21 protein-coding genes and 3 riboswitches are annotated in these 21,218 nt (G+C 41.5%); of the genes, 6 read left to right on the top strand and 15 right to left on the bottom strand.

The genetic code is table 11. The features are described from left to right. Positions 1–181 precede the first annotated feature (181 nt). The 5 genes from queF to NSQ25_RS06485 form a co-directional block, all read right to left on the bottom strand. Positions 182–679, bottom strand: coding sequence for a preQ(1) synthase (gene queF / locus NSQ25_RS06505; protein WP_024426839.1), 498 nt, complete (start codon positions 677–679; stop codon positions 182–184). A gap of 15 nt (positions 680–694) precedes the next feature. Continuing rightward, on the bottom strand, positions 695–1,426 hold the full coding sequence (gene queE, locus NSQ25_RS06500; RefSeq protein WP_034281545.1) for a 7-carboxy-7-deazaguanine synthase QueE: 732 nt from the start codon (positions 1,424–1,426) through the stop codon (positions 695–697). Then, positions 1,419–1,859: a 6-carboxytetrahydropterin synthase QueD gene (gene queD / locus NSQ25_RS06495; RefSeq protein WP_034281544.1), complete on the bottom strand. Its 441-nt coding sequence runs from the start codon at positions 1,857–1,859 to the stop codon at positions 1,419–1,421. Before queD ends, queE begins: the two co-directional genes overlap by 8 nt. After that, positions 1,860–2,516, bottom strand: coding sequence for a 7-cyano-7-deazaguanine synthase QueC (gene queC, locus NSQ25_RS06490; protein WP_024424683.1), 657 nt, complete (start codon positions 2,514–2,516; stop codon positions 1,860–1,862). A gap of 159 nt (positions 2,517–2,675) precedes the next feature. Continuing rightward, a riboswitch (PreQ1 riboswitch) is annotated at positions 2,676–2,720 on the bottom strand. A gap of 71 nt (positions 2,721–2,791) precedes the next feature. After that, a complete protein-coding gene (locus tag NSQ25_RS06485) occupies positions 2,792–3,835 on the bottom strand; it encodes a hypothetical protein (RefSeq protein WP_326136506.1) in 1,044 nt (347 codons plus the stop codon). Positions 3,836–4,079: 244 nt separating this feature from the next. Between NSQ25_RS06485 and NSQ25_RS06480 the strand changes: the two genes are divergently transcribed. From NSQ25_RS06480 to motB, 3 genes are all read left to right on the top strand, one after another. Continuing rightward, positions 4,080–6,182, top strand: coding sequence for an ATP-dependent Clp protease ATP-binding subunit (locus NSQ25_RS06480; protein WP_326136507.1), 2,103 nt, complete (start codon positions 4,080–4,082; stop codon positions 6,180–6,182). A 377-nt stretch (positions 6,183–6,559) separates the two neighbouring features. Continuing rightward, positions 6,560–7,354 carry a flagellar motor stator protein MotA gene (gene motA / locus NSQ25_RS06475; protein WP_024424680.1) on the top strand — a complete coding sequence of 265 codons (795 nt, stop codon included), beginning with the start codon at positions 6,560–6,562 and terminating at the stop codon, positions 7,352–7,354. After that, positions 7,347–8,117 carry a flagellar motor protein MotB gene (gene motB / locus NSQ25_RS06470; RefSeq protein WP_326136509.1) on the top strand — a complete coding sequence of 257 codons (771 nt, stop codon included), beginning with the start codon at positions 7,347–7,349 and terminating at the stop codon, positions 8,115–8,117. The genes motA and motB overlap by 8 nt, the downstream gene beginning before the upstream one ends. Positions 8,118–8,310: 193 nt before the next feature. Here the strand turns inward: motB and NSQ25_RS06465 are convergent, their stop codons facing one another. Then, entirely contained in the window at positions 8,311–8,766 is a 456-nt protein-coding gene (locus NSQ25_RS06465) for a MarR family transcriptional regulator (RefSeq protein ID WP_034281539.1), read from the bottom strand. A gap of 204 nt (positions 8,767–8,970) precedes the next feature. Between NSQ25_RS06465 and NSQ25_RS06460 the strand changes: the two genes are divergently transcribed. Beyond that, entirely contained in the window at positions 8,971–10,476 is a 1,506-nt protein-coding gene (locus NSQ25_RS06460) for an ATP-binding protein (protein ID WP_034281538.1), read from the top strand. A gap of 46 nt (positions 10,477–10,522) precedes the next feature. Here the strand turns inward: NSQ25_RS06460 and NSQ25_RS06455 are convergent, their stop codons facing one another. The 6 genes from NSQ25_RS06455 to NSQ25_RS06430 all read right to left on the bottom strand — a co-directional run bounded on the left by NSQ25_RS06455 (position 10,523) and on the right by NSQ25_RS06430 (position 15,569). Continuing rightward, positions 10,523–10,765 carry an aspartyl-phosphate phosphatase Spo0E family protein gene (locus NSQ25_RS06455; RefSeq protein WP_024424676.1) on the bottom strand — a complete coding sequence of 81 codons (243 nt, stop codon included), beginning with the start codon at positions 10,763–10,765 and terminating at the stop codon, positions 10,523–10,525. Between the two features lie 300 nt (positions 10,766–11,065). Then, positions 11,066–11,596, bottom strand: a complete 531-nt coding sequence (locus tag NSQ25_RS06450; RefSeq protein WP_101677268.1) for a cupin domain-containing protein — start codon at positions 11,594–11,596, stop codon at positions 11,066–11,068. Between the two features lie 16 nt (positions 11,597–11,612). Next, positions 11,613–12,251 carry a methylthioribulose 1-phosphate dehydratase gene (locus NSQ25_RS06445; RefSeq protein ID WP_211042851.1) on the bottom strand — a complete coding sequence of 213 codons (639 nt, stop codon included), beginning with the start codon at positions 12,249–12,251 and terminating at the stop codon, positions 11,613–11,615. Then, positions 12,215–12,910, bottom strand: a complete 696-nt coding sequence (locus tag NSQ25_RS06440) for a 2-hydroxy-3-keto-5-methylthiopentenyl-1-phosphate phosphatase (RefSeq protein WP_046310758.1) — start codon at positions 12,908–12,910, stop codon at positions 12,215–12,217. The genes NSQ25_RS06445 and NSQ25_RS06440 overlap by 37 nt, the downstream gene beginning before the upstream one ends. Continuing rightward, positions 12,910–14,160, bottom strand: coding sequence for a 2,3-diketo-5-methylthiopentyl-1-phosphate enolase (mtnW, locus tag NSQ25_RS06435; protein ID WP_196797905.1), 1,251 nt, complete (start codon positions 14,158–14,160; stop codon positions 12,910–12,912). The genes NSQ25_RS06440 and mtnW overlap by 1 nt, the downstream gene beginning before the upstream one ends. Positions 14,161–14,232: 72 nt before the next feature. After that, positions 14,233–14,334, bottom strand: a riboswitch (SAM riboswitch). 44 nt (positions 14,335–14,378) lie between these two features. Next, positions 14,379–15,569 carry a pyridoxal phosphate-dependent aminotransferase gene (locus tag NSQ25_RS06430; RefSeq protein ID WP_326136513.1) on the bottom strand — a complete coding sequence of 397 codons (1,191 nt, stop codon included), beginning with the start codon at positions 15,567–15,569 and terminating at the stop codon, positions 14,379–14,381. 163 nt (positions 15,570–15,732) lie between these two features. Next, positions 15,733–15,892, top strand: a riboswitch (SAM riboswitch). A gap of 79 nt (positions 15,893–15,971) precedes the next feature. Between NSQ25_RS06430 and mtnK the strand changes: the two genes are divergently transcribed. Next, positions 15,972–17,165 carry an S-methyl-5-thioribose kinase gene (gene mtnK, locus NSQ25_RS06425; protein ID WP_120207164.1) on the top strand — a complete coding sequence of 398 codons (1,194 nt, stop codon included), beginning with the start codon at positions 15,972–15,974 and terminating at the stop codon, positions 17,163–17,165. Positions 17,166–17,171: 6 nt separating this feature from the next. Further along, entirely contained in the window at positions 17,172–18,233 is a 1,062-nt protein-coding gene (gene mtnA, locus NSQ25_RS06420) for an S-methyl-5-thioribose-1-phosphate isomerase (protein ID WP_041116442.1), read from the top strand. Positions 18,234–18,257: 24 nt separating this feature from the next. On the opposite strand, the gene NSQ25_RS06415 is transcribed toward mtnA, so the two are convergent. From NSQ25_RS06415 to NSQ25_RS06405, 3 genes are all read right to left on the bottom strand, one after another. Then, on the bottom strand, positions 18,258–18,395 hold the full coding sequence (locus tag NSQ25_RS06415; protein ID WP_165585032.1) for a hypothetical protein: 138 nt from the start codon (positions 18,393–18,395) through the stop codon (positions 18,258–18,260). Between the two features lie 89 nt (positions 18,396–18,484). Beyond that, positions 18,485–18,976, bottom strand: coding sequence for a methylated-DNA--[protein]-cysteine S-methyltransferase (locus tag NSQ25_RS06410; RefSeq protein WP_081124308.1), 492 nt, complete (start codon positions 18,974–18,976; stop codon positions 18,485–18,487). A gap of 1 nt (position 18,977) precedes the next feature. Then, positions 18,978–21,188 (bottom strand): PAS domain-containing sensor histidine kinase, encoded by a 2,211-nt coding sequence (locus NSQ25_RS06405; RefSeq protein WP_075622907.1) that lies wholly within the window; start codon positions 21,186–21,188, stop codon positions 18,978–18,980. Positions 21,189–21,218 lie beyond the last annotated feature (30 nt).

The following is a 21,218-nucleotide window of genomic DNA, read 5'->3' as shown; positions in this document are numbered from 1 at the left end:
CAAATTGTACGCCTTAATCTGCTTCTGAACTATCAATTTTTCACTGCATAAAAGTCACAGTTCAGGTTGCACCTCAGGTCACACTTTTTCATACAATTCCCATGAGTATTTTCAGGTGTGACTTTTTCCACTTTAATGTGACACCAATTCGTTTCACACTCCGTCTCACACAGCGGAATAATTACCGATTATCAATCGTCTCCGGATACATATCATGGTTCATCATACGGTATTCTGCCATTTCCTCATATTTCGTGCCAGGTTTCCCGTAGTTCGTATACGGGTCAATGGAAATACCGCCTCTTGGCGTAAATTTGCCCCAAACTTCAATATACCTTGGATCCATCAATTCAATCAGGTCGTTCATAATAATGTTCATACAGTCCTCATGGAAGTCACCATGGTTACGGAAGCTGAACAAATATAATTTTAGCGATTTACTTTCGACCATGATTTCATTTGGGATATAGCTGATATAAACTGTCGCAAAATCAGGCTGACCTGTTTGCGGACATAGTGAGGTAAATTCTGGACAGTTGAATTTCACAAAGTAATCTCTATTTGTATGTTTATTTGGAAACGTTTCAAGCACTTGTGGTGCATAATCAAACAAATAATTGGTTCCTTGGTTTCCCAGTAGCGTGACACCTTCTAATTCTTCTGGTTTTCTTGTCGTCATGTCATCTCTTCCTTTCTATACGCCTCGTTTATTTCCCCACAATAACGTGTGCAGCTGCGGCAGCACTCTTACGCGGTTTAAGTCTGGATCTTGCGCTACTTGATCGACAAGCGCTTCATATTTCTTTAATAAATGCGTCAATAAGTACGCATCATCAGCTGTCGTCGTGTCATCATTTCCTACCTGCAAATAAAAAGGAAGCTCAGGGTATTTTGCATGAACATCCTTCGCATACGCTAGGTCACGATCGTCAAAGATCACGACCTTCAGGCTAGCATGCTGCAACCTATTTCCGTTTTTCAGCTCATCTATAATACGTGTTAGTTTCGTAAAATCTGTTTTCATATTCGAGCTTGGCGGCTTAGGAGAAATGGTTAAATCATCAATTTTCAAAAACCATTCCTGATACATCGTCCCTTGTGTTTCAAGCGCTGTATCAATTCCCTCTTCATGCAGTAAATCAATGAGGGATTCCATTTGTTTTAAAAGGGCTGGGTTTCCCCCTGAAATGGTGACATGAGAAAAAGCCTGTCCGCCTATTCTTTTTAATTCTTTGACAATGTCTTCTGCCTCAAGCCACTGAATGTCATGCTTCGCTGAGCCATCCCATGTAAAGGAGGAATCACACCAGCTGCACGAGTAGTCACAGCCAGCCGTTCTGACAAACATGGTTTTTTGTCCAATGACCATTCCTTCTCCTTGAATGGTTGGACCAAAGATTTCTAATACGGGAATCGCTTTAGCCATTGATCTCAACTCGTTTCGGACGGTAAATGCAATAGCTTGTTGGTGTCTCTCTGACAAAGACCTGAACACATGCCGGCTTGTTCGCTAAAGTCGATAAATACGCTGCGACTTTGTCATGTACGGTCTTTGCTACCACCTCAGTGGTTGGCATCGCGTATCGATCGTTTGATGAGAATTCCTCATGATCATTGAGCAGCGTGTGATCGTACTGCCCATGAATGAGCTTTTTCAATGTACTGAAATTGACAAGGAAACCCGATTCATCTAGCTCGTCTCCCGCAATCGTGATATTGATGGTGTACGTATGACCATGAACACGGCTGCATGCGCCCGCATCTTCTCGCGGGATGAAATGGGCAGCAGAAACATGCATGTCTTTATTTAATTCAAATGAAAATGGATGATCGGTTTGTGGATAGATTTGAGAAAGCATTTATTTCGCCTCCTTCATTTCCATATAAGTGTCATAGCCATTTTTCCGCAGCTTACACGCAGGACATTCCCCGCAGCCATCAGAGATGATGCCGTTATAGCAAGTGAGCGTTTCATTTTTCACAAAATCCAGCGCATTAAGCTCGTCTGCCAGCTTCCATGTTTCTGCTTTATTCAGCCACATCAGTGGTGTATGAATCACAAATGGTTTTTCCATTGCTAAATTCACTGTGACGTTGCATGATTTCACAAACTCGTCACGGCAATCTGGATAGCCGCTAAAGTCTGTCTCACAAACACCTGTGATAATATGTCTTGCTCCAATTTGATACGCAAGAATAGAGGCGAAAGATAAGAACACTAAGTTTCTTCCTGGTACAAATGTGGAAGGAAGCTCTCCTTCTTTTTCCTCAATGTCAATGTCATCTCTTGTTAAAGCATTAGGTGCCAGTTGATTTAAAAGAGACATATCTAACAGATGATTCTTCACACCTAATTTGTCAGCGATTCTTTTGGCGACATCAATTTCTTCTTGATGACGCTGATTATAATGAAAGGTCACGGTTTCTACCTCTTCAAATTGTTGAAGTGCCCATAATAAACATGTCGTACTGTCCTGTCCCCCGCTAAAGACAACGACTGCTTTTTCATTTTTCATTTTCTGTTCTCCTCCTTTTGCAGATGAGTACAACCGTACAACACTGCATCTGAAAGGCTCCTGAAAACCCCTATTTTTCTCAAAAGAAAAGACACCTTTACATGTGTATGAGGTGTCCCAGCCATAAAAAATAAAAAATGCCACATCCAAGGATACGGCAAGTCCTTAGTTTTTTATAGAGGGTTTTGCTAGAACCTCTCCCGTCTTCACGGATTTTTGTTCAATTTTCACAGAGGATAGTGTACCACATATTTTTCATGCAGGCTATCCCTTCTTTACTTAACTATCGGGGCAGGCACTTTTTTTAGACAAAGAAAGAGGATAAAAAAGATGCTGACATAGCCAAAAACCGGATAAACCGTTGAAATCAGTGTACCGTAACCAATTTTACTAATCACATAGCAGCATATGAGAATAAGTGATATCGTAAAGATGCTGTTCATTCGGATATATGCCCTCACCTGTCTCTCCAGCCCGTATAAATTGCCTATGACGGATGTAAAAACTTCACCGAAGATGACAAATAAATAAATGAGATGAATCGAGTTTGCGACTTGATACACTACCTGGGCCATTGGAATATCAAACGCCTCCAGCATATCTAATGAAGAAAGAGATAAGAAGCAAGCAAGCAAAATGAGTGTCAGCATGATGCCCCCAAGCACCGCTCCCTTTTTAATGACTGCTTCAGAGGTCATTTCATTTGCGACGGGTACTAACACTGCCTGTGACAGTGCTAAATTAAAGGCACCATATGACACGGCTGATAATATCCACTCGCCCTCACCCATTTGCAGCGCAAGAACATAACTTTCACTGCTGCTAAACACAAATGAATCAAGAAACACGATCATTGAAAAGAAAATCAGCATTGGAACGACAAGGACGTTGACTCCAAATAGCCCTTTTGAACCTTTAAAGAGTACAATGACGCTCAAAATGATCGTCAAAAAGATCCCATATTCCTTCGATATGCCAAGCTGTTCTTCAAAAATAGCCCCTGCGCCTGAAATCATGACTGAGGTGACACCAAGTAAAATAAAAAACATGACAATATTAATATATCGACTCGCAGCTGCGCCAAATAAAAAACGGTTCATATCTTGATAAGATTCTGCTTCGATTCGTTTCGAAATCAGCATCATTTTTGCCCCAAGGCCAGTAAAAATAACACCGCTAATCAGGATTCCTAATAGTCCAATCCAGCCAAAACGAACAAAAAATTCTACGATTTCTTTCCCTGTCGCAAACCCAGCTCCAACCACTGTTCCTACATAAACAAAGGCAAGCTGAAAAGCGGATTCATTTGAACGTTTCATGTGACCCCTCCGCACCCATCACTTTCGATTGTCTCTTTTTTATCCTATGAGACAAGTTCCTTGAAAAGAAGGACAAACCATGATTAAATGCAAAAAAGGATTTTTATTCCCCTTTGAGCAAAACAGTTGAAAGTCAAAATAGGTCAGAGTATACTATAGTCAAAGATGGTCAAACAATAGACCATTTTCTTTAACATTCATTGGTCAAATAAAGTCAAACTTTATTTTAAGGAGGTCATGGCAAATGCGTTGTCAACATTGTCAAGTAAATGAAGCAACTATTCGCCTGAATATGCAAGTAAATTCGTCCCGGAGCCAAATGGTTTTATGTGAAGACTGCTATACCTCTTTGATGGAGCAGTCAAAAATGAAAATGGGACCTCAGCTTTTTGGAGGAAGTTCATTCTTCTCTCAGGCAGCAAGTCATGCCCCAAACATGGAGCAGCCAAAGCAAAAAGGCTTACTCGATGAGCTTGGCCGTAACTTAACAGATGGAGCAAATGCTGGTTTAATTGATCCAGTCATTGGCCGAGATGAAGAAGTCGCAAGAGTCATTGAGATTTTAAATAGAAGAAATAAAAATAACCCTGTTCTTATTGGTGAACCAGGTGTTGGGAAAACAGCGATCGCAGAAGGACTCGCGCTCAAAATTGCGAGCGGCGATGTGCCAAATAAATTAAAGAACAAACAAATCTATTTATTAGATGTCTCCTCACTTGTCGCAAACACAGGTGTACGCGGTCAATTTGAGGAAAGAATGAAGCAGTTAATCAAAGAACTGCAAAGCCGTAAAAATATCATCTTATTTGTAGATGAAATCCACCTTCTTGTGGGCGCAGGATCTGCAGAAGGATCAATGGATGCTGGAAACATTTTAAAACCAGCCCTTGCAAGAGGCGAGCTGCAGCTAGTAGGTGCGACGACATTAAAAGAATATCGCCAAATTGAAAAAGATGCTGCACTCGAACGGCGCTTCCAGCCCGTTATCGTAGATGAGCCAACACAAGATGAAGCAATCGACATCTTAAAAGGCATTCAAGATAAATACGAGGCCTATCATGGTGTCACCTATTCAGATGAAGCAATCAAAGCGTGCGTTCAATTATCTTCGCGGTATATTCAAGACCGTCATTTGCCGGATAAAGCCATTGATTTAATGGATGAAGCTGGTTCAAAAGCGAACCTCTCCATTGATGCAGCAAGTGAAGATGAGCTGACAAACCGACTAGCGCAAATTGCCGCAGAAAAACAAGCTGCGCTAAAAGAAGAACAATATGAAAAAGCAGCGAAGCTACGCGATGAAGAAGAAGCCATTGAAGCAAGACTTCAAAACAAAACAACTGAAAAAGAGCATATCGTTACAGCAGAGGACATTCAGGCCATTGTGGAACAAAAAACAGGCATTCCTGTCGGGAAACTCCAAGCAGACGAACAAACCAAAATGAAAGAAATTGACGTCCGTCTAAAAGCACGAGTGATTGGACAGGAACATGCGGTTGATAAAGTGGCGAAAGCCGTGAAAAGAAGCAGAGCTGGTTTAAAATCGAAACATAGACCAACAGGCTCCTTCCTTTTCGTTGGACCAACAGGTGTCGGGAAAACCGAATTGTCTAAAACGTTAGCTGAAGAATTATTCGGTTCAAGAGATGCGATCATTCGTTTAGATATGAGTGAGTACATGGAAAAACACTCTGTGTCCAAACTCATCGGTTCTCCTCCTGGTTACGTTGGACATGATGAAGCTGGCCAGCTGACTGAAAAAGTGCGCAGAAAACCATACAGCATCATTTTGCTGGATGAAATCGAAAAAGCACACCCAGATGTACAGCACATGTTCCTGCAAATCATGGAAGATGGCCGCTTAACAGACAGCCAAGGCAGAACGGTCAGCTTTAAAGATACAGTCATCATCATGACAAGTAACGCAGGCAGCGCAGATAAAACGGTCAAGGTCGGCTTCCAGTCTGATCAGGGAGAAGCGATTGAGGAACAATCACTCATTGATTCACTAAGCAGCTACTTCAAACCAGAATTTTTGAACCGTTTTGACAGCATCATTCAGTTTGAATCATTAGACAGAGATGATTTAGTGAAGATTGTTGATCTTCTGCTCAATGAGCTGTCAGAGCAATTAAAAGAGCAGAATTTAACAGTCCATGTCACAAATGAAGCGAAAGAAAAAATCGCAGAGCTTGGATATCACCCTGCATTTGGTGCTCGTCCACTTCGAAGAACCATCCAAGAGCACGTTGAAGACCAAATGACGGAGATCCTGCTTGAAGAGGAGCAGCTTTCTGGATTTACTGTGGATGTTGAACATGACGAAATCGTCGTAAAAAAAGGATAACTACATCTTCAGGATGATATGCATCTCCATCATGTTGCGGCGTCTAAGTTCCATCTGAACGACGACGCTCCCCCGCCTCTTTTCCTTTACGATAAAAGAAAAAGAGGTGGATCACATGATGAATTGGAGCTACGATCTTGTTAAAATCATGTATGAAGAAAAATTAAAAGAGCTGCTTCATTTAGATGAACCAGCTCAAAACGATTAAATGGAGACTCCCTTTATATGAGAGGGAGTTTTCTTTTTACGCAGATAGAAAGCGCTTTCGTCAAAAATTCTTCACAGAAAGTGTCTTAATTTTATATTCTGACTAAAACCCTTCTGGAACACACCGATATTAACTATAGAAAAAGATAGTTAAAGGATTTGGTGAGATAATGGACAAAACATCGTTAATTGGTATTATTTTAGCATTTATTGCACTAGGTGTCGGTATGGTTTTGAAAGGTGTGAGTCTAACTGCTCTTCTCAACCCGGCGGCTATATTAATCATCATTGTTGGGACGGTTGCAGCTGTTGTCATCGCATTCCCTTCTAGTGAAATTAAGAAAACACCAAAATTGTTCGGCAAAATTTTCAAAGACAGCCAGCTTCCAACGATTCAAGAAATGATCCCTCTATTTTCAAACTGGGCACAAATTGCGCGTCGTGAAGGTCTTTTGGCATTAGAAGCAAGTCTTGAGGAAGTCGATGATGATTTTCTAAAGAACGGGTTAAGCATGGCAGTTGACGGCCAAAGTGCTGAATTTATTCGAGACGTCTTAACAGAAGAAGTTGACGCCATGTCTGAACGACATCAGTCAGGTGCATTAATCTTTACACAAGCTGGTACATACGCTCCGACGCTAGGGGTACTTGGCGCCGTTGTCGGACTTATTGCCGCACTTGCCAACATGGGAGATATTGAAGCACTTGGACATGCGATCAGTGCTGCCTTTGTCGCCACACTGCTTGGGATTTTTACCGGATATGTGTTATGGCATCCATTTGCCAACAAGCTGAAGCGTAAATCAAAGGAAGAAGTAAAGCTTCGTCTGATTATGATCGAAGGTATTCTTTCTGTTCTTGAAGGTCAATCTCCAAAAGTCATTGAACAAAAACTTCTTATGTACTTACCAGCAAAAGAACGTGCAAATCTTGTCATTGAAGAAGGAGAAAATCAAAATGGCTAGGAAACGTAAAAACCATGATCATGAAGACCATGTAGATGAATCTTGGCTTATCCCTTATGCCGATCTACTAACGCTTCTTCTCGCCCTCTTCATTGTGCTCTTTGCATCTAGTTCAATTGATGCGGCAAAATATGAACAGATGGCTAAGTCTTTTAATGTAGTTTTTACTGGCGGTACTGGTGTTATGGATCAATCCAGTATGCAAAGCACGGAAGAAACTGAAAACAGCAACCAAGTCAAGAAAGCAGCCGAGGAAGAGAAAGATGAAGAAGCCAAAGCAAAGGCTAGGGACCAAGCGATTCTCACAAAGGTCAAACAACAGGTCGATTCATTCATTGCAAATAAAAAACTTGGTTCAAAGCTCGAAACAAAGCTTACGGATGAAGGTCTTCTCATTACGATTGAGGACAGTATCTTCTTTGACTCTGGACGGGCAGTTATTCGCCCTCAGGATGTCCCGTTAGCAAAAGAAATCTCAAAACTGCTCGTCATTAATCCTGCTCGTGACATTGTCATTAGCGGACATACAGATAATGTACCGATCAGAAATTCAGAATTTGAATCAAACTGGTATTTAAGCGCCATTCGCGCTGTGAACTTTTTAAATATTCTTCTTGAAAACAGCAATCTAAACCAAGAGAACTTTAGTACAAAAGGATACGGCGAATTCAAACCGATTGCCTCGAACGATACAGCAGAAGGCAGAAGTAAAAACCGGCGTGTAGAAGTACTCATTTTACCGATTGAGAAAAAAGCGAAATAAAAAAAGAAGCCAGCGGCTTCTTTACAGATTGTTGACAAAGGGCTAAAATGATCTCTATTTTAGCCCTTTGTCTTCTTTTCAGCGTGATAGAATACCTTTGCAGTCTAGGAACGAGCACCGGCACGCAGGACTGACAACTGAATGCGAGGGATTGCTTGCGCGCTGAAAAGGAAGCCAGCGGCTTCCTTTTTATTTATTCTTGATGATCATATAAATGCTTTGCACGCAGCCCTACATGTTTGAGCATATCGATGCAGGCATCTTTCTCTTCTTCGCTGAGGACACTGATCATCTCATGAATTTCTTTCGCATGATCTGGGAAGATGTCATCAAGCAAAGCTCGTCCCTGCTTGGTAATATGCGCAAATGTCACCCTGCGGTCTTCTGCACAAGCCTTGCGGCTGAGGAGTTCTTTCTTCTCCAATTTATCAACCACATACGTGATGCTGCCGCTTGCAAGTAAAATCTTATCACCGATTTGCTGAAGCGGCTGATCACCTTTATGATACAGCAATTCTAGCACAGCAAATTCAGTTGGATTCAGCCCGTGCTTCACAATATGTTTGTTCATGTGATGATTAATTGAGCGATAGGCACGTGATAATACAATAAATAGTTTCAATGATTTTTCAACATTATGATTTTCCATTTTTTATCATCCTTTATGAAATGCAACCCACTAATGTGACATTAATAAACAATAAGTAAAATGTCAACATTTTGATCCATCTTTAGCACGAAAATGAGACCAGAACGAATCACCTAATTTTTTAAAAATCACACAAGTCATCGTAATAAAGATAGGTTCAATGCTATAATAAGTCTATTAGGTAATACGTTGGAGCGATGAATGATGAGTATACTGAAAGGGTTTTGGAAGAAGATCAGGCTTTACCTTATTTTGGTCATGCTTCCAACCCTAATCATTAGTTATTTTATCTATGAAAAAGAAACTGAAAAAATCGATTTAAAGAACAAACAAACCGCTACACTTATGTTAAATATTCACAAAAATCAAATGAATTATTTAATAAGTGAAACAGAAGCGAGATTAACTTCCCTCGCCATGGGATTTGACCAGCCGCTTGAGACGAAAAAAGTACAAAACATCCTAGAGAAAATCTATAAACAAGAACCTCGTTTTTCAGGTCTGTATCTCCTAGACAAAAAAGGAAATGTAACAGCAAGCACCACCCCGTTAAAGGAAAAAATTAACCTATCATTCAGAGATTACTTTAAACGCATTCAAGTGACCAAGCAGACCGTGATCACAGACAACTATGTAAGCCGAATTACAAAACAGCGGATTCTCTCCATTTGTGTGCCTGTTCTCGATGAAAACGAAGAGGTCACCAATGTACTAATTGCCGCCATTCAAATTGATTATTTAAGAAATATTATGAATGTATTGAACCCTGATCTTCATTTTAAGATGCTGAATCAAAATGGACATGTCGTCTTTACAAGCGGTCCACAGCCAGTACCCGAGGGCGGCAGCACCGTGTCTACATATTTAGATGAAAACAGCTGGAAGCTGGAGGTCTTTCCGCAGCGTGCTTCAACAAGTGAAGTGCTGTCTGTGATGCTCATCCCTTTATCCAGTGCGTTTATTTTATTAAATATTTTATTCACACTCGTCCAATATATCGTGTTAAGGCGGCAAACTCAGCAGGAGCGTCATCAAAATGAAGCGCAAAAGCTTGAATTGATCGGAACACTCGCAGCAAGTACAGCACACGAAATTCGCAACCCATTAACAGGGATTAGCGGATTTATCCAGCTATTGCAAAAGAAGTATCATTCAGAAGAAGATCAGCTCTATTTTTCTGTCATCGAGGAAGAAATTAAACGGATCAACCAAATCGTCAGTGAATTTCTTGTATTAGGAAAACCAACGGCAGAAAAATGGCAGAATAACTCTGTAAAAGAAATTGTAAGTGAGATCATGCCGATCGTTTTCTCTGAGGCAAATCTTTATAATGTTGAAGTGGATTTGCAAATCAATACGATTCAAGATGTGGGCGTGTATTGCACAAAGGATCATATTAAACAAGTTGTTTTAAATGTAGCAAAGAACTCTTTAGAAGCGATGCCAAACGGCGGTCATTTGAAGATTGTGATCGAAGCTGAAAAAGAACATGTCATCATTAAAGTAGAGGATACAGGTGAAGGCATACCAGAAGAGATGTTAAAGCACATCTTCCTCCCCTTTATTACATCGAAGGAAAAAGGCACAGGTCTTGGGCTTGTCGTGTGTAAACGAATCATTTCGATGTATGGCGGAACAATTGATATTCATAGCGAAGTGAATAAAGGAACGACTGTCATGATCATGCTTCCTTCTGCTCACTCAGCATAACTGAAGATGTCAGCCGGTTTTGCTTATGCAAGACCGGTTTTTCATGTCAATAAGAGGGGCGGTTCACAGATAAAAGACTCATTTGAGACACAAGATCATGAAAGGAGGGGGCAGATTGTTTCTCATGAAAAAGAAGATGCTGATACTCATTCATCAGGTTGTCCAGTTCTTGACTATATTTAATTGTCTTCTCACCAGTGTAACCTTCCACTTGAGCAGCTTCTACCATTTGTTTTCTCTTCTCATCAATGGACATCAGCAATTGTTCTTTCCTTACGTAAATATTCATGATCTCAGCTCCCGCAATGATTTCGACTGTCTATGCTCAAAATGATCCGACACCAAAATTATACTTTATTTGTAAATTAAATTAAATATGCTTATTTTATTTAATTTTTTACAGCCTAAAGACCTTTTACCCAATCAAATTTGGGGGTAAACTTCAAATTTGGACAGGACTGACACATTGATTAAACAGAATTTTATCCTATGCAGAAGATCAAAATCAACTATTTTCTTTCTCATTTTATGTCTAATTTCCTAAAAAAAAGCTGATCTTCCGCCTCATGCGGAATGATCAGCTCTATCATTAAACCGTTTCTTCCTCGTAAATCGGCACCCAGCCCTCAGTTGTGACAAATATGCGAACTGCGACCACTTTGCGATCCTCTTGAAGTGTAAAGTAATGACGAATGTTTGGCGGAACAGAAATTAAATCACCTGGATTCAATCTCACATCAAAAAAGACGCCATCCTTGCCTTGAATAGCAAAGATTCCGTGCCCGCTCACAATAAAGCGTACTTCGTCATCTGTATGGTGATGCTCACGTTTAAAGTTTTGGAGCAGCTCATCAAGATTTGGCGTGGCATCAGATAATGAAATGACATCCTGCGCTTTGTACCCTCTTTTTTCAGAAATACTTTGGATTTCCTTTTGGAAAACAGTCAAAATCTCTTCCTTTTCCTCATCGGTTAAATCATACTTTTCTGATAAACGGTTTGGCAGCTTTTCAATATCCCAATGCTCATAAATGACCCCTTGGTTTTCCAAATATGTTGCTACCTCTTGCTCGCTTTCAAGTAATGTGTTCTCTTCATTATGAATCAAAATCGTCGCCATGTGTTTTTCCTCCTTTTTATCTTACAAGCTGCTGTTGATAAAGCGCTAATTTTAAGTGATAGCTAAATAAAAATTCATATGCTTCTAATACTCGTTTTGCTTCAAAGGCTGTTTTTCCCCAGACTGTAATACCATGATTGCGAATGAGTACAGCACCAGATGACGCCTCTAGTGTCAGATGTTTGGCAAATTGCTCTGCAAGCTTCGGAATATGAGCTGGATTTTCAATAATCGGAATCGACACTTCTGCATCCTCTTCCCAATAACCAAGCGCTTTGATGATTTCGTTGCCTTTAAAACGAATCTCTCCCTTATCCCCATACAGCTCTGACATCACATTATTATCGATTGTATGGACATGGAGGCAGCAGCCTGCTTTCGTCCGTTCATATACGTACGTGTGAAGCAGTGTTTCAGCTGATGGTCTAAGCGGCTCGTTCGGATCATGGGGCTGGCCTGCCGCATTTACTAGCACAAAATCTTCGTTTGTTTCTTTTCGTTTATCTTTGCCGCTTGCCGTCACCAAAAACGTGATTGGATCATCCGACACCTTGATCGATAAATTACCGCTTGTTCCGAAAAACCAATCTCTTTGAGCCAGTTCACGTTTAACGTCTGCTAGCTCCTGCCAGCGTTTGCTCTTTGCGTCTGCCATTCCTTCACTTCCTTTATTTGAACAAATTGCGCTTGTAGATCAATAAATGTGTCATATTCCTTGTGTACGAGGCCGAGCTCTTGACATTCATTGAGCAAGTAGTCGCGCGCAAACGTAAGATCCGCATGCTTCGCCGCCTCCACATCAGTCACTGAATCTCCGATCATGATGATGAAGTCATCCTCATGAGTCAGCTTTCGAATGATTGAGGGCTTGCAGCATCCGCAGCCATTTTGACATGGCGTATCGCAGGCATGCGGCCATTCAATCTGAATATGGCCTTCCACAAATGATGCATGGTTGCAATAAATATCGTCTCGATCGACAATGCCTTCGAGGATGGGGTAGACAAAAAAGTCCATCCCCCCGCTAAGTACATAGAAAGGAATATCTGCTTTTTTTACCTCATCGACAAATTGCTTAAATCCTTCTCGAATCTCTGTATCCTCTAAAATAAATGATTGAATAGCATCCTTCTGATCACTTTTCAGTAATTGAAACATCTGCCCGACGCCTTCTTGAATGGTGATTTCCTTTGACAGGACACCATCCTTCAGCTTCGTCCATTCACTTGGTGCAAACTGTTTCATGATGCGGATGATATTATCATTTTTTGTAATTGTTCCATCAAAATCACAGCATACAATTGGTTTTTTCATTATTCTGCTACCCTTCCCCAAAGATCAAGTGCCGCTTTTAAGTCTTGGCAGGAAGCCGCCTTATCTCGGATGGACTCTTCGTGAATCACGGCATCAATGATCGAACGAAATGCCTTCCCTCCGCCAATGGCTCCCCGCGGATGTCCGTGAATGCCTCCACCTGCATTTATCACATGATCAATTCCAAAATCTTTGATCAATACTGGAACCATTCCTGGATGAATGCCTGCTGACGGGACAGGGAATGTTTTTTGAACCGTATCCTCTTTTACGCAAGCTTCATAGATTCCAAAGGCATCTTTTTTCGAAAGAGCAACCGACCCATAAGGTGAGGGAAAGAGGCTCAAATCAGCGCCAGCATATCGATTTAATTTGCCTAAAAGAAGAGAATGCGAGAATCCATATTCAGGAGAGGATGTCAAAGCACCACTCACAGCGGGATGCGCCATAATCGGCAGTGGAATGTCTGGGTCCTCAGCTAGGCTTTGCATGACATCAAGGCCGTATGCAAAGACATTGAATAAGAGCGCATCTGCCCCAAGTTCAGCGGCCTTTCTCGCTCGATCCTTCAGGTCAAAGGTTCTGCCCGTTAAATTGACAGCATACAGTGTGCGGTGTCCTGTTTCTTCATAGGTTTCTTTTAAAATCGCTTTTCCTTCTTTGATTCGCTCTTCAAAAGGGGCTAATGGACTTTCGAATAAAATTTCATCGTCTTTGATGAAGTCAACCCCGCCTAATGCCTGTAAGCGGAGCTGCTCTTTTAAATCCTGCATATCACGGCCGATAACGCCTTTAAAAATACTCATCAATAATGGACGATCAAACACATTTACCTTTTTTCGTATGCCATCAATTCCAAATACAGGTCCTGGCAGGCTTTTTTTAAATTCTTCAGAAAATTGGATATCGACTAGCTTCACTTTTCCGTCTAGTGAAAGCTTTCCAAAAATCGTCGTAAAAACAGCTGGTAAATCAGCTGAAAAGTTTGCCTCAGGATAAGCAATGGTCACCTCTGATTGATAAAGGCCATTTTCGGCTGGAACAGCCTTTTCTAATACTTTTTCAACTCGGCCTTTATGCTTTTGAAGCTGCTCCTTTTTGAGCTGCGGCAAATCCGTCCATGATCCAACTGTTAAACCAAGCGCGATCTGCTCCGCTTTTCGATTTATTTGTTCATCCTCTCGATGTGTTAATACGTATGTTGCCAGTAATTCACTCACTAGGAATCCCCTTTCGATTGCGTCATGCATATGTTCAATAAAAAAACCTCTTCAAGTGCTTCATGAGCGCCTTAAAGAGGTTGTTTCGTGTCATTCATCCGAATCTTATCTCTCAGCGCTTGCTGCAAGAATTAGCACCGTGCTTCATGGAAGTCGGTTGCCGGGCTTCATTGGGCTAGTCCCTCTGCCTACTCTTGATAAGAATATTCAATTTTCTTAAATATTGCCTGAATTATCGCACCATTTTTTTATGTTGTCAATGGCTTTTTTTCAAACAGCTTCAAAGCAGCGATGCGCTGAGCGGCTTCTTGTAACCGCTCCTCACTTGTTAGAAGCCCTACTCTCACGTACCCTTCACCGTGAGCACCAAAGCCATTGCCTGGCGCAACAACAACATGTGCCTTCTCTAATAATAAGTCAGAAAAGGCTTCAGATGTATATCCTTCCGGCACCTTTAACCAAGCAAAAAATGAACCCTTTGGTGCACTGACTTCCCAGCCAATTTCTTTGCAGGCAGCCATCCACACATTCCGCCTTTTCTCATATCGATCATTTTGCACCTGCACGCACGTTTGATCGCTTAATAGCGCTTCCGCTGCTGCATCTTGAGTGGCTTTAAACAGCGAGACAAACAGATGATCCTGATAAAGCTCAATCGCTTCAATAACAGACGAATTTCCTGCTGCAAATCCTACTCTCCACCCTGCCATATTGTACGTTTTAGATAATGTGTAAATTTCTATTCCCGTCTCTTTCGCTCCCTCTACTTGCAGAAAGCTGAGCGGCTTTTCTCCATCAAATCCAATGCCGCCATATGCAAAATCATGGACTACACATAGCTCGTGATCTTTCGCAAACGTAACGGTTTCTTCAAAAAATGCACGGCTTGCCGTAGCCCCCGTCGGATTGTTGGGGTAATTTAAATACATTAATTTTGCCTTTTTCTTATCATCTTCAGGCAGCAAATCGTAGTCAGGTAAAAAATCATTTTTTTCAAGAAGTGGCATGGTTACCATATGCGCTCCAGCAAGCACAGCGCCTGACCAATAATCAGGATAACCAGGATCAGGGACAAGAAGCGTATCACCCGAATTCAGCAGACATTGCGGCAGCTCAACAAGCCCTGCTTTCCCGCCAAATAAAATCGCAATTTCCGTTTTTGGATCAAGTGCGACCCCATATTCTCTTTCATAAAAAGCGGCAGCAGCCTTTTTTAATTTCGCTGTTCCACGGAATGAGGAGTATTGATGATTTTCAGGTTTTGCTACCGCTTCCTGCATGGCTTTTACAATGTGCGGAGGAGTTGGCTGATCAGGATTTCCCTGCCCCAAATTAATGATATCTGCCCCTTCCTGCACTTTTTTCTGCACCTTTTGGACAAGGGACGCAAAAAATTGTTTCGGTAATTGTTTCAACACATCTGATTGCTGGAATTCCATTTCTTCACCTTCTATTCAAGTTACGTGACAATACAATCACTGTAATGGATTGTTTTATGAATTGTAAAGCAATTTTGAAAAAAGATTGACATGTAAAGCGCAGCTCTGATAATATCTTGAATTAAGAAATGCAATCAGACACGAAACAATTACATATTGATTTCTCTTATCGAGAGTTGGGCGAGGGATTTGGCCTTTTGACCCCAACAGCAACCGACCGTTAATACCACTGTGAAGTGGGGCGCAGCAAGTAACGCGCCAAGACAATTGTCTTATAGGGCACGGTGCTAATTCCATCAGACGTATGTGCTGAGAGATAAGAGAGGCTTTGAGCATACACACCATCAAGCCTCTTTCTCTCAGGAGAAAGAGGCTTTTTTATATGATTTGGAGGGGAAGCAATTGGTTACACTTACGGCATCATATGAAGAACTAACAGAAAGCTCGGCAGTTGCACTCGCAATTAGACTTGGCTTGATCCAAGAAAGCAGTCATTTGACATGTACTGAAATCGGTGACGGGAATTTAAATTACGTCTTTCATATTTATGATCACAAACAAGAAAAAGGATTGATCATCAAGCAGGCGCTGCCTTATGCAAAGGTGGTAGGGGAGAGCTGGCCGCTTACATTAGACCGGGCAAGAATTGAAAGTGCCGCCCTGATCAAGCAGTCAGAATATGCGCCTCACCTTGTACCAGCAGTCTATTATTCAGATACAGCTCTTGCAGTGACAGCCATGGAGGATCTCTCCCACTTAGAAATCGTCAGAAAAGGGCTAATTGCCGGAAAACAATATCCGCATTTATCTGATCATGTTGGAGAATTTTTAGGAAAAACACTTTTTTACACATCTGACTTTGCTACAAATCCTAAAATCAAAAAACAATTTGTGAAGCAATTTACGAACCCTGACCTGTGTGATATCACAGAAAAACTCGTCTTCACAGACCCTTTCTTCGATAGTGAAACAAATGACTTCGAAGAAGAATTAAGAGAATTTGCAGAAGCGCTTTGGGCAGATCTTGAAGTGCAAGCTAGGGCAGCAGAATTAAAGCGTATCTTCCTGACATCAGCTGAAACATTGGTTCATGGAGATCTTCATACAGGCAGTATTTTTGCAAATGAAACTGAAACGAAAATCATTGATCCAGAATTCGCGTTTTACGGTCCCTTCGGATTCGATATCGGCCACTTTATCGCCAATCTGTTCCTGAATGCTTTATCTCGCGAGAATGAACACGAGCAGCAGCACCTTTTTAACCATGTCGTCAATGTATGGGCAACCTTCAAAGAAGTGTTCACAAAAGCTTGGAAAGAGGACAGCATTGAAGCGTTTAGTGTATCGGACAGCTTTTTAGAAACAACGTTTGACCGGATTTTAAAAGAAGCAACAGGCTTTGCCGGCTGTGAGCTTGTCCGCCGAACAATTGGTCTTGCTCATGCCGCTGACCTTGATGCAATTCCATCACCAACTAGACGGATTCAGCAGAAAAAAGCAGCACTGACACTTGGAAAAACATTTATCAAACAATATCATGCAGTGGAAACAGCGTCTGACCTCGTCGCATTATTCCAGCCATCTGTAAAGGAGTGACGGGTTTTGTCAAAAGAATTTGAAGTCCCCCGTTCTGTCGAATGGGAAGAAAACCGTATTAACATTTTAAATCAGCAAAAATTACCAACCGAAACCGTATTTGAGCATTTATATACGAAAGAAGATGTGTATGATGCGATTGTGTCATTAAAAGTACGCGGAGCGCCTGCGATTGGCATTACAGCAGCTTTTGGGCTGGCGCTTAGTGCACAAGCAATTGAAACAGAAGAATTGGATGTTTTTAAACAAGAAGTCATTCGAATCAAAGAATATTTAAACAGTGCTCGTCCAACCGCTGTGAACCTCGCCTGGGCATTAGACCGGCTGCTGCAGCGCATTCAGCGTGCAGCATCAGTGAATGCAGCCAAAACAGACCTTGTGCATGAAGCCATTCAAATTCAAATAGAAGATGAAGAAACATGCAGACAAATCGGTCAAAATGCACTTCAGCTCTTTAAATCAGGTGACCGTATCATGACCATTTGTAATGCAGGCTCCATCGCAACGAGCCGGTATGGAACAGCCCTTGCTCCCTTTTATTTAGCCAAAAAGAAAAATCTTGATCTTCACATTTATGCATGTGAAACACGCCCTGTTCTTCAAGGCGCTCGTCTGACAACATGGGAGCTCATGCAAGGCGGCGTGGATGTGACGCTCATTACAGATAACATGGCAGCCCATACGATGAAGGAAAAGCAAATTTCTGCTGTCATTGTTGGAGCTGACCGTATCGCCCGTAATGGAGATACAGCGAATAAGATTGGAACGTTAGGTCTTGCCGTTCTAGCCAAGCATTTTAACATTCCGTTTTTTGTAGCAGCACCGCTTTCAACCTTTGATGTATCCACCCGCGACGGGTCAGATATTCCAATTGAAGAGCGCGACCCGCTGGAAGTAAAGGAATTAAACGGCGTCCCCATTGCACCGCCTGATGTTCAGGTATTCAATCCCGCCTTTGATGTCACTCCTCATCATCTTATTTCAGGCATCATTACAGAAAAGGGAATTATCACATCGAACTATGCAGAAGAGATTGATGCTCTTTTCGCCGAAAGCATCTCTCAATGATCGCAAAAAAGCGCCGTGTTCTTGTCATTTAAGAGCACCGCGCTTTTTTGGTTCTTGATTCGTTTTTGTTAAGATTTCTTTTTTTTGTTCTTCTGTCAAAACGTTCATTTTGACACATAGTGACGTCACGGCATACATTTTGCCTTTTTTGCCCCAAAACATGCCAGCGCCCTCCTTTTTCCCTCAACCAACTTTTTTAGCTTAATAAAAGGATATGTCGCTTGACAAACATTTGGAACAGGTCAATCGATTTATTTTTGAACAAATGGGATGCCTTCTAATTCAAGCAGGACCGCTTTCATGTCTGTTTTCGATCCTGCATAGCCCGTCAGAGTCCGGTCTTTTCCAATCACCCTGTGACACGGGATAAAAATAGGTAATGCATTTCGTCTGTTAGCTTGTCCGATGGCTCTTACAGCCTTTGGATTGCCAATCGCTTCTGCAATGTCTGCATAGCTTTTTGATTCACCATATGGTATGGCCGACAATGCTCCCCACACCTGCTCTTGGAACGGAGAACCAGTTTGCTTGAGCGGGAGATCGAATACTTGCCGCTCACCTTTGAAATATTCATCTAGCTGCTTTTTCGCTTCTTGTAAGACAGGCGTATCTGCTTGCTTTAGATTCGCTGCCTGCTTTTTTGCTAAAAACGGTTCATCATCAAACATCACCTCGATGATGGCACCGTCCTTTTCTAGTATGTATAATTCCCCGATGGGTGCGTGATAGACGGTATAATACACGTTACTGCTCTCCTTCTTGTTTCTGCTGCCTAAGTGGCAGCGTGAGATGGAAGACGGTTCCTACGCCTTCCTCACTTTCTACCTCAATGGTTCCTTGATGCTCTTCAATAATTTTATAACTAACCATTAAGCCAAGTCCAGTTCCTCTTTCTTTCGTTGTATAAAAAGGCTCACCTAGACGCTTTAGCTTATCCTCTGCCATTCCGCAGCCTTCATCACGCAGTGAAATGACAATATGCTCCTCGCCCTTCCGCTGAATGCTCACATAGACATTTCCTTTGCACGGCATGACTTCAATTGCATTTTTTAAAATGTTAATAAAGACCTGCTTTAATTGGTTTTGTTCACAATAAATGAGCGGAATCTCATCCAGCACATTGAGATGCATTTGAACATTGCCAAGATTCGCCTGTGCGTGCAGAAGATCCATCGTGTCTTTCACAATCTGCACCACGTTTTTTTCTTCATATACAATGGCTTGCGGTTTCGCTAAAATCAAAAATTCGGTGATGATGGATTCAATTCTTTTCAGCTCTGATGTGATGACATTAAAATAGAGCGAATACTCCCCTTCTATATTTCCTTTTAACAGCTGAATGAAGCCTTTTAATGCTGTCATCGGGTTTCTAATTTCATGAGCAATTCCAGCGGCAAGCTCTCCGACCACATGAAGGGTATCTGATTTTCTCACCCGCTCTTCTAATTCCTTCCGCTCTGTCACATCTCTAAAGATCGCCAAATTCATATTATGGATAATGTTGCGTTTAAAAGAGAATTCCAGGATACGCTGATCTGGATGGTTCAGTACAAACGGAACCTCATTATCCATTTCATCTAATGACATCGCCTCGGCGGGCTGAGCCAAATTTTCTATTTGATAAGGGGCAAGGATGTGGAAAAGATTCATTTCTGTTAAATGATCGTCCTTCAATTGAAGCAGCTCGCTGGCAGATGGATTGACTTCAATGATTCGGTATTGATTATCAAAAAGAACAATGCCGTCCATTGAGCCATTAAAGACTTTACGGAATTTGAGCTCACTTTCGCGCAGCTCCTGCTCCATTCTTTTTCGATCACTTACATTACGTAAAATGGTTAAGTGCTGTCCTTCTAATACCGCATGCTTTGAAGTAAACTCAAGCTCTTTATACTGTCCATTAGCCATTTTGAACAACAGCTCTTCCCTTATTTCATCATTCCTGATATAGCGTCTTCTTGTTGGTCTATATCTCTTATCAGATTTGACGAGAAAGTCGGTGAGTTTTTTGCCAATCAGCGAGTGCATCGGTAATTCAAAAATTCGGCAGGCTGATTCATTGGCTTTCACAATCTCTCCATCGTCCGCCCATATGATGATGGCATCCATTGCATTTTCAAAAATTTCTCTAAAGCGTTCTTCACTTTTTAACAGCTTCTCTTCCATCAGTCTTTTTTCTGTAATATCCCGCATGATGGACATATAAAAACCACTCATCACATTTGATGTAATGGTGAGTTCAAATAATTTTTGCTGGCCAGATTGAAGGGTAACAGGAAGCTCCCCTTTTGCTTTCCCTGTTTCTTTAAGTGACGTTAAAAGATGCTGCAAGGCGGGAAGATTTTCTTCTTCGACAAATTCATGTAAATAGCGATCGGTTAAATCAGTCTTTTGCAGCTCAAAGCTCTGACAAAAAGAATGATTCGCATCAATCATGCAGCCATCCTGATCAAAAATGACCATCCCGTCAATGGCTCGGTCAAACAAATCTTTGAACAGCTGCTCATTCATGGAGCGTTCTCGTTCTAATATTTTCTTTGAAGAAATATCTCGCATGACCACAATATATTGCTGACTCATGGTATCGTGCTCTGCGACAAATTCAATGTATTTTGTCTCACCATTTTCCAGCTGAATGGAGATCTCTCTTTTTAACGTACCTTTTCGAAAAAATAGATCGAGTGAGCATTCAATTTTATCTTTCGGGATGCCGTATAGGAAATCTAGAACGGATTTATTGAGGAGGTCTTCTTTCGGTGTCTGGACAAGCCTGCATGTTGCTTCGTTGGCTTGGATGATGTTGAGGTGCTGATCAAATATAAAAATGGCATCTAGCGTCTTATTTAATAGCATTTTTTGCTGCATTAACTCAGTTCGCAAATATTCGTTCTCTTTTTCTAATTTTCTGATATCTCCCGCAGGGGTTAACCTATTGCCATCGAGCGTTTCAGTCATTCTCTTACACTCCTTTTCCAGCCTCATTCC

The sequence above is a fragment of the Bacillus sp. FSL R5-0512 genome, from assembly GCF_038593295.1.
GTDB classification, from domain to species: domain Bacteria; phylum Bacillota; class Bacilli; order Bacillales; family Bacillaceae; genus Bacillus; species Bacillus safensis.
This window is presented reverse-complemented; position numbering and strand designations above follow the sequence as displayed.